The organism is Coraliomargarita parva (assembly GCF_027257905.1).
Classification (GTDB): Bacteria; Verrucomicrobiota; Verrucomicrobiia; order Opitutales; family Coraliomargaritaceae; genus Coraliomargarita_A; species Coraliomargarita_A parva.
In genome coordinates this window covers 407689-421525 of record NZ_JAPZEI010000001.1, presented here as the reverse complement: position 1 = coordinate 421525, position 13837 = coordinate 407689, and the positions used below count along the sequence as shown (strand labels likewise).

The following is a 13837-nucleotide window of genomic DNA, read 5'->3' as shown; positions in this document are numbered from 1 at the left end:
GCGTATTTTTGATGTTCAGTAAGCTTACCACTATTTCTTTACTTAGCTCTTTGATTCTTGTCGTCAACGCAGTGGGGCATGCATTTAATTCAGACTTAGTTCGGGGAACTATCCCCGTTACAATGTCGGTGATTGTTGCTGTGTTCTATTTGGTTCGGTCAGTCTTCGCTGGTGAATTATTTGTGCTATTCAAAAAGTTCTTTTCAGTTCAAACTGACGCTAGCGACTTTAATTTTTATGTCTTTTTTGCTTACTCCCTATCAGGAGTCTGTTTGTTTAGCAGTTATGGCTACCACTCGGTCTACATGATTGACTTGATTTTTATTTCTATGGTCGTGCCCATTGTTTATATCCGAAGCCGTTGTTTGAGGATGCTCAGAACGGGGCCAAAATATAAAGATCGGTAGTCACTTCACCAAGCAACGCGCAAGCTGCCGCTAGTCCATTTCTCCCTTCAACGAGTCGCGCCGTTTGAACGAAATACTTTGGCCTTGTCTGGATCGTAGAGACGCCTGGGAAGAGTATATCAGCGAATGCATCGCGAATGGTGCCTATGCCAAGTTCGTCGATCGCACCTGGGGTGGACAGGCAATCAATGGCTGCCCGCATTTTCTCGCGGTGTTCAGAAGAGAAGTCGATCCAACCAATTGCGCCCATAAAATACTTATTTCGTATTGCCTCTAAAAAACTCCCAGATCCTCACGGTGGCAAGGGTATCCAGCTTACAATATTCCAGCAGTCGTTCGCGAAGTTCCGCTTTTCGCTCGCTGGAGGTCTCCGGGGAGATCGCTTCGAGGTAGGCCTCTACTGCAGCCCCTCCATGCTGGACCTCTTTGAGGCTGGCATAGCTCAAGTCCGGGCAGATCGCCGGTAGCACGGCTTTCAGGCTCCAGCTGCCTTCCTGGGAGGGGTGGTAGTAGCAGTCCCTTGCGATCGGCAGGAGGTCTTTCATGCGTTCGCTGATCGCCTCTAGTTTAGTTGCATGTGCTGGATAGGCCTCGGCAAGTTCGCGCAGGACGCGTTTCTCGAAGCCGACATTGTAGGCGTAGATCGGACCCCGGTCGCCGCAATCCTCGATCAATTGCCGGGCCAGGACCTCCCGTGGATCCTGTCCGCTGGTGTCGAGGAATTCGCGATGCGCGATGCTGCCGGCCGTCACGCACTTGTGCAGGCTGTATTGGAAGGGCAGTTGCTGGTAGGGACGGGTGCCTTTCCAGCGGGGCACCGCGAAATTGACGGTTTCGAAATCCAGAAAGTAGACCGGATACAGATCAAACTGGCAGCGTTTGCCGGCGGTGGCCGCATCGAAGTAGGTCTCGTTCCGGAGTGTGCAGCTTTTGACGCGTTGCTGGATTGCGTTGATCTCGTCGTTGGGCACCTCATGGAGTTCAAAGATCCCGCGCCCGATCCAGTCTTCGAATTTCTCCGAGCGTAACCTGGGCAGCAGGTTGGGGGAATGGGTGGGGACCGTCATGTCCTTCCAGCAATACTCGCAGAAGCCACAGGCAAAGGGCGTGTGGCAGTGCGGCCCGGGCAGCCGCAGCGGTTCGTTGGCCTCGGCCGCAACCGCCTGGGCCTGCTCGATCCACCCGGCGACTTCCGCGCTGCGGCCCTTGGCGTATTGGGTGATGTCTTCGATCGCCAGCAGCCCCTTGTAGTCGCCGTCGCCCTGGTAGACGAACTGGTTGTTGATATGGGCGATCCCGACTTGGGAGAGCCGGATGCCGGACTGCTCGGCGACATAGGTCTGAATCGAGGCGTCATCCAGATGATAGTCTTTCACGCCGGTCGAGGACTTCACCTCGATCATGCGCCAGTGCAGCTCGGCCAAGGACCGGTCCGGCAACATGACGTCGGCCAGAGCCAAGGCGCCGGGCATGCGCAAGGCGGCTTCGAAGATCGGGGCTTCGCCGCTTTGCAGGAGCGCTGCGGTCCGTTCATAGGCGGCATCCCAGCCGATCCGGTTCGGGTCCACATTTTCACCGGTCTGGTCGGGATCATAGAGGACCCGGGCTACGTCACCCACTTCGTTGCCGATGGCAAAGCTCGCTTCCGAGCCGCTGTCGTCCCGTAGTTCCGGCTTGTGGATTTCCAGCCAGAGACGCTTGGGACATTGTCTATAGGCGATGAGTTTCGATTTGGAGAGCTGTCGCATGGGGAGAACGGTTGATTTGTGTGGGAACCATCTTACCGATCGCTGCGACAGGATACGTCGTAGCACTTCAGCAAGTGCTCTAAACTCAGAAGCCGATCTTCTTTGTGCGCTGTTCGCGCCGGCGGCGCGAGATTTCTTTCGAGTTGAAAGCGATCCCTTCTTCCACGCTTGCATAGACGGAACGGTCGGCCCTCTGGATATTCAAAGCCTCGGCCTGCTCGGCCGCCTCCAGATTCGCGCCCAGGAAGAGAAACTGCCAGCCGTATTTTGCCTGTTGGTGCTTCACCTTCTGGGCAACCATTGCGCTGCTGTAGTCCTGCGACGCGTTCTCCAGTCCGTCGGTCAGGGTGACCACAATTACGCCGCCGGGTCGTTCCGCTTCCGGCAGCGCGGCCAGTGTCTTACCCAGGTCGTCGATGGTCCGGCCCATCGCATCGAGCAGGGCTGTCGTCCCTCTCGGCTGATAATCCTCGGCGGTCAGTGGCGGCATCTCCTGGATCGGCATATCCGTCACGGTCGGCTGGTATTCATGGTCAAAGAGCACGAGCGAAAGCCGCACGTCCCCCGGTTCCTTCTTCTGTTCCTCGATGAAGGCGTTGAAGCCGCCAATGGCTTCTTGGGCCATACTTTGCATGGAGCCGCTGCGGTCGAGAATGAAGGCGATGTAGGTGAGGTCGTTATTCATAGTTCCTTATCTTACCGCCTGGGTGGGACATTAGTTGGCCTAGGTTGTGTGCCTTGTGTTCTCGGGATCAATTTAGCGCCATTCGTTAGTCAATTCTGACTTCTACCAAAGCCAACAGTTCATCGTGTATCTGTTGCCAAGGCTGACTTAGGTTGATGGTGGCAATACACATTGGATGGCCTTGGAGCGTGAATCGGTGGCAAAAGCCTTCGTCGACTTCGGGGTAGAGCAGCATGCCTGAAACTCTGAGTTTCGGCTCCTTGAGCTGCCGGTTCATGATGTAGGCATAAAGCTGGTAAAGGTTCTCTGTCTTGAATCGCTGTTTATCCCGGTTCTCAGTCAGCGCCTTGTGGTAGAATTTACAGTCCAGGATCGTCAGTTCGTTGCCTCTGCGGAGTTCAACGTCTGTATTGAGCGTGGGTATAAGTGCTTTTGCCTGGTCGCTCGCCTCCGAAATGCCCTCCCATTTATAGGTGCTGTTGCCCACTTTGAAGTCAGACTCCCGCTTATAGAAGTTTCTCACGAACTCCTCGAACATGTTGGCCATCTTCTGGTGGTCTCTGAGGAAATCCCGGAACTGTGACTGTCCGTTGCCCTCCTTTGGGATCAGGCATTCGTGGACTAGTTCGCAGATGTTCATCAGGAACCGGTAGTAGCGCAGATTCTGGTGATACTGGATGCGGCGGAACAACTTGGAGCTGATACGGACCGGGTTGACTTCGTGCAGGTGGTGCAGGATGCCGGCGATCTGGTCCTTTCGCTTGGAATCAATGCCTTCGGTATACAGCAGATTACGAAGCGTCGTCTTCAGTATGCGGTTTGGCAAGGTGTCGTAGCTCAACTCTGTGAACTCGCAAACCATTCGCCCCTTGGTCCAGCTCAGTTGCCGCACCGAAGGGGCAAAAGCAATGCGCCCCCGAAGAGAGCCGGTCTCTTCGCTCGTTTCGAGATAGCCGCGATGAAAGCCTTGTTTGATTAGACGTTGGGTGCCTTCAACCAAAACCTTTGCAAAGAGGTCCTGTAATGTCTCACAGGCCTCGGAATCGACCTCAGTTAGCTCTCCCTGCTCCAGCTGGTCCCAGGCGTAGCAGAGCAGGTAGTAGATGTTTTCGACTGGAATTCTACTCTCCATTCAGCAACTTGCCGACCTCTGTTGCTACCTTACCATGGTCCGTTTCGGCCCAGTATTCCTCAAGTAGGGGCTGGATTTCGGTTTCGATGATTTCACGATACCAGAGTTCGATGTCATCGACCTCACTAGTCGGGCAGAAGAAACTGTGTCCGATACAATAGCCCGGTCCTAGGTCGCGCGTGCTTTCGGCTATCTGTTTATTGAGCGCTTCCATTCCGGTCTGAATTTGCTTCGCTTTGACCTCCGGCACATTTTTGCCGACCAGATGGTCAATGAATTTCCTGCTGCCATAGGCCGGCTTCAGATCCATGAAAGCAAAGCGCCGGCGTAATGCATAGTCCACCATCGCCAGAGAGCGGTCCGCCGTGTTCATCATGCCGATGAGGTGCACATTCTCCGGCACATGGAATGGTTCGCCTGGTGAGTAGGTCAGGGGGAGGGCGTAGTGCTCGCCGCGTTTGTCTGGCTCAATCAAGAGCATCAGCTCTCCGAAGATGCGACTCAGGTTCCCCCGGTTGATTTCATCAATGATGAAGTAGTAATCTTGATCCGGGTTGGCCTCCGCATTCTTGCAGAAGCGGTAGAAGACACCGTTCCGCTTCTCAAAGCTGGCGCCGTCACCACCGCTCGGACGGTATCCCTGAATGAAATCCTCATAGGCATAGGACTGGTGAAACTGGATCATCGTCACACGCTTCGCGTCTTTTTCTCTCATCAATGAGTAGGCCAGGCGCTTGGCCAGGAAGCTCTTACCCACGCCAGGAGGACCTTGCAGTATCAGGTTCTTCTTTCGACGTAGCAGTGTTGCCATACGGTCGTAAGTCGCTTCGTCGATGAAGAGCTCTGTGAGTGCTTCGGTTTTGGTGTATGCTTTGGGTGCAGGGTCGACTGGTTCCGGCCCGACTATATCATCGTCTCCTGCGGACTCATCAACATCTGCCAGATCAAGGCCATTTATCAGTAGCTCTTCACGGCGCTCGATGTCGAAGAAGAGATCATACAAGCGTGGGATATTATGTTGGCGATAGGAACTACCCTTCCAGCTTGAGAAGTGTTGCCCCATCGCCAGCATGGATTCGATAAGAATCCCGGATATATCGTTTTCCAGGCAGGCACTGACGGGAAGCTGGATAACCGGGAATTTCGCCCCCTGTGAGTCAGTGAAGACGGTAATCCCGTCCATTTCAACGGTGCCTTCAGGCACAAGTTCCTCTTTGCAGGTAAATTGGAAGTAACGTTGCCCATCCTTTGTGCGGAGGATGCTCATTGCAACCCATGCGCCGAAGTTGGCGCGCAGTGTCCTGATGCGACCTGTGTATTTGGGCAGTGTCAGTGCAAGTCGTGGGTCTGGCTCGCTGTCCGCGTCTACTCCGAGTGCGACGAGCCCCTGTTCGATCAGATCGAGCAGGAACATCCCCTCTTCCATGTTCGCAAAGATCGTGTCAAAGGGCTCGCCTAGTTGTGCGCCCTCATTCTTCCAGGCACCAATGACCCACATGAAGGACTGCACATCGATCCAGTCGTTTGGCTTCCACGGGGCAAGCAACTCGCGGGTATCGAAACCCAGTTGCATGTAGTTCTGGAGGTGCTCCGAGGAGAACGCAGCCATCTTCATCTTGCGCCCGAATTGGGTCGCAAAGTCTCGTATGTAATGGCTTTTGACCGGATAGTATTCTTCTGGATTCCAAAGCCAGAGGAGAACTGTCGGCAGAGTCCAACCGGGCTTAAGCTTATGTTCGCTCAACACTTCAAAGATCGGCTCCAGCTTACCCTCGCTGTAGCGGCCCTGACTCAGTTCTCTGATAAGATTAAGAACCTTTAGGCTCGCTGCTTCGTTGACCGGCTTTCCGAACATTAAATCCCAACCTCGCCAGTTGACTAGGTTGGTCTTAGTTATGAGTCGTTTAAGATCTTCGATGACCCCAATGACATCACCTTGATCCAGTTTTGACTCTATGGCTTCCTGCTCATTCTGGAAGGCTTCCAGTAACTCGTGTTTGTAATCCAGTTCACCCTCTTGAAATTTGTGCCCGGGATTATTGAAATCGACAAAGTCCGTCATGATGGCTTTGAAACGCTGCATGAGTGGATGCAGCTCACCATAGGAAGCAATATCCTCTTCGATGCTCTCATTTGTTGGCGTTTGGGTCCAATTATCGTCCCATCCAGAGATCCATGGTTCCGAGTAAAAATCGACAGGGACGTCCGTTGTATTTGCTTCCAGTTGCCGGCGGATTGCCAGTAGTTGCTTATCCAGAACGACTAGCTTTGAGTCACCTCCTTCTAGAGGGGCGTCCTTTGCCAGGTCTGACCAGCGCTTCACGATCTTCACTTTGTGGTTTTTCGAGGCAATTCGTTCGATCTGGTCGGGAAACAAAAGAAATGCGAAGATGTGTCGAAAGATACGATTCGAGCTGTTGATCGAGTTACTTGTTGCATCGAGCCAGTTACAGAAATCCCAAGCGTTTGTAAGTAGGCTGTCTTGCTGGTTCTCATCGAGATTACGGAAAGCAACGACTATTTTGTAGAGATATTCGATCTCGTTGGGCCGCTTAATATTATAAGCCATACCGGCACCGCCCACTCCTGATTGGAGCGCCTCCAACATCGGATGTTCTGGATTCAGCTCTTCGCCCGACCATCGATAAACCTCACAGATTTGCTCCACCTTGGTCTTATGTGTTACATAGGCGGGAAAGAGATAATAGAGCCACAGGATTTCGGCTACCAGTTTGGGTAGCTGTCGACTGCCGGACTTCACCTGCTTCTCCAGCTTGCTAAAGAAGTCGTCCTTCCCGTAATCCGGCTTACTGACGAAGTGCTCATTGAATTCAGAGAGTAGGTTGTCGCTCCAGATGGATACATCGCCGAAAATGGAGCCAGGTTTAGTTAAGCAAGTCGTTTTCCATTGTTCCGCTGCTTCTAAAATCGGGGTGATGTTGTGATCGCTGATTCGTGCCATGATGTAGATCGGGGTTGGATAAATTTGTATTCAATCAAAGCTCCTAGGACATTAGTTGTCCATGCTGTTGAAAACATGTGTGCGGTGCCATTCCAGATGTTTGGGTGCGGGGCGTAGCTGTGAGTTCGTGTGGAAGATGACCGGCTGTTGATGACGTGCCTTCAGCCACTGAACCTCGGGGCCCCATTCTTTGAATATGGAATCAGCGACGAGGACGTGAAGATCGTCCGAGACAGTCCAAAGCCCTTTGTCGAACATCCAGTGGGCGTCGCGAGTCAGAGCGAGGCCGTTGTTGGGATGGTTGTTTCGGCTTTTGGCAAACTGATGGATGTGGGCGGCCTCGACGAGGGCATGCCCGTTCTGCGTGTGGAGTCCGTAGCCGGTCAGGGCACAGGTAAACTGATACTGGGTGACCACGCGCACGCGGAAATTCGCATCGCGGCCGGTGGCTTCAGCATCCTCATTGACGGCTTCCTTCCACTCGATTTGAGCCAGCTTGGCCGACGACCAGCCAAAGGCCGCGTAGAGGGCCCGCTGTTCCGGTTCGGGAAACCAGGTCTCGACCAGAATCCGACGGATCTGGTCGCGCTTTCCGGTATCGGTCAGATCTTCGATGAACTCTGGGCAGAATTCCACATAGTGCGTGCTCCGGTCGGTTCGGCTGGGGGCACCTTCTTTTGTCTGCGTCGTCCAAAAGCCCTGAGAGCTGAGGTAGTGAAAAGGCTGGTTCAGTCCCGGCAAGCCGCCCCAGCGTGGTTGGCAAATCGCCCAGTAGGCATCAAAACGAAGCCGAAGACCCGGTGTCTTACACAATAGCGGTGGATCCAGCTCACCGGAATCCGCCATATCCAGGATGCACAACAGTAATAGTGGCTTGTGCGGGGCGCAGCCTTTGGCCTTGGAACGATTGGGGTTAAGACTGGTGTAGGGGAGCGGCATTCGTGGGTTTAGGGGAGGCTACTTTTCGAGATCCCAAGAGAGTCTCTTTTACGGACTTATGGTGAAAGCAGATCACCAACTCGCTCATAGCACGGGTGAGCACCATGTAGATTTTGCGTGTATTTCTATGGATGCGCTCTGGAGTATCTTCGGGATCATTTTGCAGGGCACTTTCTTCTTCAAAGATTCGATCGAGTCCAAGCACGAATACGAGTGGTGCTTCAAGGCCAGTGGCGGCATTCATGGAGCAGACGCGGACCTTGCCACTATGACCTTTGTTTTTCGCGTTTACCGCTAGGTCCGGCTTCTTTCGATTGATGATATCGACGCAGATATCCACCTGTGCACTGTCTTCAATCAAGACCAGGATTTGATCTGGCAGTCTTTTGTTTCCTTCGACGACCTGAACGACCTGGTCGGACAGCCATTTGATCTGATCCTGCGGTGCGGAGAATTGATACAGTTGCGGGATCGTGCCGGACGGGAGCTGCCGGATCTGTTCGTCTGTAGGCAAGTTGACGGCTTCCTCCTCGTCAGCGATCCTAAACCTGTAGAATCGTGCGGCAAATTCTATAATCTCTCGGGTGTTTCGATAAGGACGTGTCAGCGAATGGCTCTTCCCGCGTAACTGTAACCCGGATACTTGTTGCCAGGATTGGCCACTTCCAAGAAAGCCCTGTGTCGGATCGGCGGCCATGAATAATTGCCCGTCCGGTTTGAGAGCATGTCGGACGCATTCAAACCAAACCGGAACGAAAAACTGTGCTTCATCGATGAAGATCGCATCATAGGCTTCAATTCGGATTTTACCTGCACGCAGTTCTTGCAGGAATTTTAGAGCAAAGCCGGGCCAATCCGTCTTCTTGATCGCACACAATTGCTTTCGATAGTCTATATACAGGTCGAAAACTTCTTCGCGCATCGATGTCTGCAAGGGACGCTTCCGACCGACCCGATTGATTTCCAGATAGTCTGTGCGACTGGAAATATCGTTGTTGGTCAGCCAATTGAACTCATCCTCGATAAACTGCGTCGTTAACCGTCCTTTCAGGCTTGATTGGCTCAAGAGATTATTGAGCAGACGTGTCTGCTCGTAGGATTTGAGTATGTGCGTTGAGCTTGAGTGCTTGGCGACCCACGAAAAGAAGGTCGTCCATTCGATGGATGCGGTCTGGCTCAGTTGGCCGAATCGTCCGAGTAGATATTCGTTCAATGGCCGATTGTGAGTCAGCGCCAGAATTCGGTGCTTGGCATTCATCTCGGCGAGCAGTCGGGCACGGTGCAGCAGAATAACCGATTTGCCACTACCAGCACTGCCTGTGACCAGTCGATGCCCGGACTCTACCAGCACGCGTCCTTCCTCCGACAAGTCGAGGTCGACTTTTACGAGCCATTCCTGATTGGCATCCAGGAAAATGTCGCGCGGCGCACCATATCGATGCTTGCTTTCTTCGACAGCTTTGGGGGCCAGTTCGGCGGAGTGGTATAGTTGCCGAATCTGGTCCACTGCTTCCTTGGGAGTCGCATGTGTGGAGGATTTCTCGATTAAGGCGAGAAGCGCGCCAGCATTGCAGGACTCTTTGGCGATCAGGGTGTAGCGTTCATCGCTTAGCACTTGAATTACACGGTCGAGCACGTGTTGGTTAAGATTTGGAAAGAGTATCCAGCGGGATACGGGTAAATCTGAGGCATGACCCGATTGATTCAGGATGTGCTGATAGCAATCATCTAGGAGTTTTCGCTGGTTGAGGCCGAATTCATCTTGGAAGATTTTTAACTGATCCGATTCAAAAAGGTCGCCTTGAAGTTGATCCTCAACCTCGCCCGTTTGAACGGTCGAGACCGATACCAGATAAGCGTGTCGCTCCTTATAGAGAAGGAAGAACTCAGGCAGGGCGGTGCCGGCAATCTGAAGAGCCAGACGGCAGACCAGATCATCCGACTGAATGGCTTTAAGACGATTGCATATCGGGGCAATGCCTTTGGGCAGTTTATGCCCCTTCAGATCTGGAAGCAGGAGAGCCATACTACACGCGTATTACCTCTGCACTGGCCTTTAAATTCTGCCAGACCATTAGGGCCTCTTCGACTTGGTTTTGCATGCTGTCGACATCAAGTAAGGAATCGCTGGCGATCAAAATCACTTTCGAACGGGCACGTGTCACAGCCACATTGAGGCGGGAGGGGAGAAAAAGAAACTCGGCCACAGCTCGTATAAAGCTGGGCTCATTGGAAACGCAGCTGATTATGATTACCTCACGTTCCTGCCCCTGCATGCGTTCGACGGTGTCGATGACGACTTCAGACAACATGCTGCTGGCTTGAGAAGACGACTGCTTCAGCCGCTGCCGAATGGCTCTTGCTTGTTTTCGGTAGGGTGTCACGACCGCCACCTCATTCGCTGAGAGTCCCGAGCTTAGGAGGGCACCAAGCAATTGATTAACCAAGTCGACTTCTTCCATGCAGAGCTTGCGGCATCCCCGCTCGGTATGTTCCAACCAAGTGAGTGGCGCATCCGGAGAGAGCGCGTGTTGCAGCCAGTCTGCTTCCGGCTGAAAGTGTAACTGAAGCTTTCGATTCGCGGCCGAGCTATGCGAGCTCAGTTGCCCATTATAATACTGATTGCTCGACCATTCCGCTATCACGGCGTTCATTCGGTAAGTGGTGTCCAAGAGTGTCAGGTCGTTGTTGCGCTGGAGTGTCTTGAAGATCGAATACTCATGCGCCTCACTACTCCCGCAGCTTTGAATGACCGGCGGCAATTGCTGCGGGTCGCCGATGATGATGTAGCAGTCACTGGTCAGCATACCCAGCACAGCGTAGGGGAGTGTCATTTGACTCGCCTCGTCGATGATCAGTGCGTCGAAATCAATGCCCTTCAGCCGGAAAGAGCGTGTGGCGAAAACCGTGGCCCCCACTACGTATCCCCCGGTCATATCGGCCAAGGGAGATTCGGCAAAGCTCTCGTATTGCGAGACGGGTAGGTCCGGATCGGGTATGTGCGTGCCGATCTTTACGATGCGATCTTCATTGGGTAGGATCTTCTTGATCGTTCGCAGCGCCTGATGAATGGCCCGGTGAGTGAAGGCGGTAATTAAAATCCGCTCACGACGCGCCAGACGTTGCACCACGATGTTGGCGAGCACTTGCGTTTTGCCTGTGCCCGGAGGTCCCTGCACCAGACTGCACCATTGCGAGGCCGAACCTGCAGCAATCGCGTCGCTCTGGCTGTTGTTATAGCCTGCACCTTCGCTCTCCGTCCATGCCGTATCGTAGGCCTCCTGGTCGACTTCATCCTCGATCATATTACCCAGCAGGAGTGGTAGAATTCGTTCACGACCACGGATTGTCGTGCCGATCTCGTCAATTCCCTGCATCACAATGTTTTCAAGGTCGAAATAGGATGCATCGAGGTAAAGGTCCCCGCTCGCACCCAAATTAAAGTCCTTCCGCGATATATCCAGTGTAACAAAGGGGGGATCTTCCGCCACGAGGACGCACTCTGTTAAAGGCTCCATCGGATCGCCTGTGCTCAGACGAAGGAAGTCACCCTCCCGAAAATCCGTCTCATTCTCACGGTAGCGGAAGCGATACTGCCCCTCCGTGGTCCGACGCTCAAAGTTCAGGCCGGCAATGCAAAGCCCCTCTGCGATCCGCTTCTCAAGTGGCATCTTCCAAAGTTTCAGATAGCCGCTGCGTTGGGCTGCGAACTCCGCAGCTGTGAATTCGCTTAAACTCAGCAGTTGCTCACGCAGGTCGTCGGTTGAGATTTCGCGGTTGGGAGATTGCTGATGCATTTTAGTTTAAGATTAGCACGAGGTGCGGCTGTGCACTGTTTGATCAATGTGCTTTGCTCAGAGCCATAGTCTAAAGCTTTATTCTGAGGTCATCTAGAAACTCTGAGCCAGGGACTGTGCTGGTGATTAGGAGGTGGTCGCGTGCTCTTGTGCAAGCCACGTAGAGTAGATGCCGCTCCGTGTTGTAGATGTCCTCCAGATCGGCGGCATCTCCGATCTGCTCGATACGTTCTTGGCTTGGGACGACTTCATCGTCGCACGCCATGACGGCTACCGCTCGAAATTCGAGGCCTTTGGCTAAATGCATCGTGCTTAGTGCGACTGCACCGCGTTTGACATCGAGACTTTGAGCGAGTTGATGTGCCACTAGACCTGCTTGAGCGATGGCTTCTTGAGCGCGATCCAGTTCCTTTTCGGATCGAACAAAAACACCCATCTCGTTTGGTGCGATGCCGTTGTCCTTACATTCCTTTAGCCATGTGCTGACCGCCTCGATTTCTTCATTTTCCGTGTCGAAGGACTGAATCCTCGGGGCTGGCCCATTGAAAACGCTGACGGTGTCAGTTCGCTTTTCGGTATTTCCATCTACATCTGAAATTTCCTGGTCGAGCAGACGGTCGGCTTGTCGACGGATTTGGTGAGAGGTCCGGTAGTTGATACGCAGCGTCTTTGAACGTCCTCGAATATTCACACCAAGACTGGACCACGAGAACGGCTGCTGGAAGATTCTTTGGCCCAGGTCACCTGTGAAGAACAAAGCTTCTGGGCGGTCGTTGCCTAGTGCCGCTAGGAATCGTAGTTGTGCAACACTGACATCTTGAGCTTCATCGATGACTGCAAAGTCGTAAGCAGGATGCGTCGCTTCATTAAGCCCTTTTGCTAATTCAGTAAATAGCCCAGCTTGTGTTATTTGATTCCGCTCGTTTAGCTTGGACTGAACGAAGGAAAAGACCTCCCATAACTGTTGACGCTTAGATTCTGTGAGTCGGCTTTTACGGCCAAGACGTTTTACATCTCGATAATCTTCCCATATCTGAAGTTGCCATGCATCGACGACTTGCTCCCACTCGGAAGCCAGAAAACGCGAGCTGAACTGTGTGCAACCAGTAGCTTCGACTGCTTCAGTGATTAGTCTCTCGATTTCAGGAGCAGGAGCCAGCAAGTTGTCGCCTTGGTTACGTAGGTAAAGACGCTGCCCGACCGCATTCATTGCTTCAACATCGATTCGCTCGCCCAGCATCGGCTGATTACTGATTAGTCGTCGAAGTTTAACGCGTAGGGCCTGCGCTAGTTCGTCGGAAAAGGTCGTCAACAAAATGCGGGCATCTTCATGCTTCCGTGCCAGATAGACTGCACGGTGCAGTGCTACGATAGTTTTACCAGTTCCAGCCGTGCCTGAAATGCGAGCCGGTCCTGAATAGCTGCGCTCGACGATTTCACGCTGCGAGGGATGCAGGAAGATCGTCCATTTCTCCCATGGGTAATCGAGAGCCTGTTCCAATTCTTCGACATTGGTCATTACGCGGAAGCGGCGTTGAGCATCCGGATGTTCGAACGGATTAACGGCATCGTCTGGAGTGCTTACAACTTGAGCTACGACTGGTGTGCCCCCCGTCGCGAGTTCAAGGAGAGCTTCAGCTGCTTCTTCCGGCAAATGCTCCGCCAGTTCGAGAATACTATCTTCATCAGCCTTTTTGACGTCGTTCAGCCATTCTTCAGGCACACCATAGTCCAAAAGCTCATCTTCGGAATACTGATCAAAAATCGCAGGCTTCTTGAGGCTTGCTTGCTCCTCCTCGATATAGACCGGCACCAATATCTCCTGCACGGTCTCTCGAATCTCGACAATCTGTGCGGCACCGGTTTTAGGGTGCGTTTCCAGTTTTCGCCTCTCCGCCCAATTGTAGGCATCATCATGATGGCCAACATAGCAGAGTAACAAGTCGGCACTGGTCTTATGGACGATGATACGAATGTCACGACTTACCCGGACCGACCAGAAGTTCTTGTCTTTTGCCTTATCTAGCTTGTGAAAACTCATCCCCGGGTTTGCCGGGTTGAGCTGTAAGTCAAAGGCTGTCGTCTTGGCTACTTTCTGTTCGTCGCCGGTAAGCTTGAGAAGGCTATCGTTGAAGGTGCTAGCGAGTCTGAAGTTCATTGGATTCTA

General features: G+C 53.0%; 9 protein-coding genes. All 9 read right to left on the bottom strand.

Features of this window, described 5'->3' with window-relative positions; all coding sequences use genetic code 11:
• Positions 1-375: 375 nt before the first annotated feature.
• The 9 genes from O2597_RS01590 to O2597_RS01550 all read right to left on the bottom strand — a co-directional run bounded on the left by O2597_RS01590 (position 376) and on the right by O2597_RS01550 (position 13828).
• The gene (locus O2597_RS01590; RefSeq protein ID WP_269522421.1) at positions 376-657 is read right to left on the bottom strand and encodes a DUF6361 family protein; all 282 of its coding nucleotides are present in this window, start codon (positions 655-657) and stop codon (positions 376-378) included.
• 7 nt (positions 658-664) lie between these two features.
• On the bottom strand, positions 665-2155 hold the full coding sequence (locus O2597_RS01585) for a DUF2779 domain-containing protein (RefSeq protein ID WP_269522420.1): 1491 nt from the start codon (positions 2153-2155) through the stop codon (positions 665-667).
• 85 nt (positions 2156-2240) lie between these two features.
• A complete protein-coding gene (locus O2597_RS01580; protein ID WP_269522419.1) occupies positions 2241-2840 on the bottom strand; it encodes a vWA domain-containing protein in 600 nt (199 codons plus the stop codon).
• 85 nt (positions 2841-2925) lie between these two features.
• Entirely contained in the window at positions 2926-3972 is a 1047-nt protein-coding gene (locus O2597_RS01575; RefSeq protein ID WP_269522418.1) for a 5-methylcytosine restriction system specificity protein McrC, read from the bottom strand.
• Positions 3962-6934 (bottom strand): AAA family ATPase, encoded by a 2973-nt coding sequence (locus O2597_RS01570; protein ID WP_269522417.1) that lies wholly within the window; start codon positions 6932-6934, stop codon positions 3962-3964. Before O2597_RS01570 ends, O2597_RS01575 begins: the two co-directional genes overlap by 11 nt.
• 51 nt (positions 6935-6985) lie before the next feature.
• On the bottom strand, positions 6986-7873 hold the full coding sequence (locus tag O2597_RS01565) for an HNH endonuclease (protein ID WP_269522416.1): 888 nt from the start codon (positions 7871-7873) through the stop codon (positions 6986-6988).
• Positions 7848-9899 carry a UvrD-helicase domain-containing protein gene (locus O2597_RS01560; RefSeq protein WP_269522415.1) on the bottom strand — a complete coding sequence of 684 codons (2052 nt, stop codon included), beginning with the start codon at positions 9897-9899 and terminating at the stop codon, positions 7848-7850. Before O2597_RS01560 ends, O2597_RS01565 begins: the two co-directional genes overlap by 26 nt.
• A gap of 1 nt (position 9900) precedes the next feature.
• Positions 9901-11670: a DEAD/DEAH box helicase gene (locus O2597_RS01555; RefSeq protein WP_269522414.1), complete on the bottom strand. Its 1770-nt coding sequence runs from the start codon at positions 11668-11670 to the stop codon at positions 9901-9903.
• A gap of 70 nt (positions 11671-11740) precedes the next feature.
• Positions 11741-13828 carry a 3'-5' exonuclease gene (locus tag O2597_RS01550; RefSeq protein ID WP_269522413.1) on the bottom strand — a complete coding sequence of 696 codons (2088 nt, stop codon included), beginning with the start codon at positions 13826-13828 and terminating at the stop codon, positions 11741-11743.
• Positions 13829-13837: the final 9 nt, after the last annotated feature.

Excerpts from the sequence above, each read along its gene's own strand:
- O2597_RS01580 (WP_269522419.1), bottom strand. The coding sequence starts at position 2,840 with ATGAATAACGACCTCACCTACATCGCCTTCATTCTCGACCGCAGCGGC.
- O2597_RS01585 (WP_269522420.1), bottom strand. The coding sequence starts at position 2,155 with ATGCGACAGCTCTCCAAATCGAAACTCATCGCCTATAGACAATGTCCC.
- O2597_RS01550 (WP_269522413.1), bottom strand. The coding sequence starts at position 13,828 with ATGAACTTCAGACTCGCTAGCACCTTCAACGATAGCCTTCTCAAGCTT.
- O2597_RS01575 (WP_269522418.1), bottom strand. The coding sequence starts at position 3,972 with ATGGAGAGTAGAATTCCAGTCGAAAACATCTACTACCTGCTCTGCTAC.
- O2597_RS01565 (WP_269522416.1), bottom strand. The coding sequence starts at position 7,873 with ATGCCGCTCCCCTACACCAGTCTTAACCCCAATCGTTCCAAGGCCAAA.
- O2597_RS01555 (WP_269522414.1), bottom strand. The coding sequence starts at position 11,670 with ATGCATCAGCAATCTCCCAACCGCGAAATCTCAACCGACGACCTGCGT.
- O2597_RS01560 (WP_269522415.1), bottom strand. The coding sequence starts at position 9,899 with ATGGCTCTCCTGCTTCCAGATCTGAAGGGGCATAAACTGCCCAAAGGC.
- O2597_RS01590 (WP_269522421.1), bottom strand. The coding sequence starts at position 657 with ATGGGCGCAATTGGTTGGATCGACTTCTCTTCTGAACACCGCGAGAAA.
- O2597_RS01570 (WP_269522417.1), bottom strand. The coding sequence starts at position 6,934 with ATGGCACGAATCAGCGATCACAACATCACCCCGATTTTAGAAGCAGCG.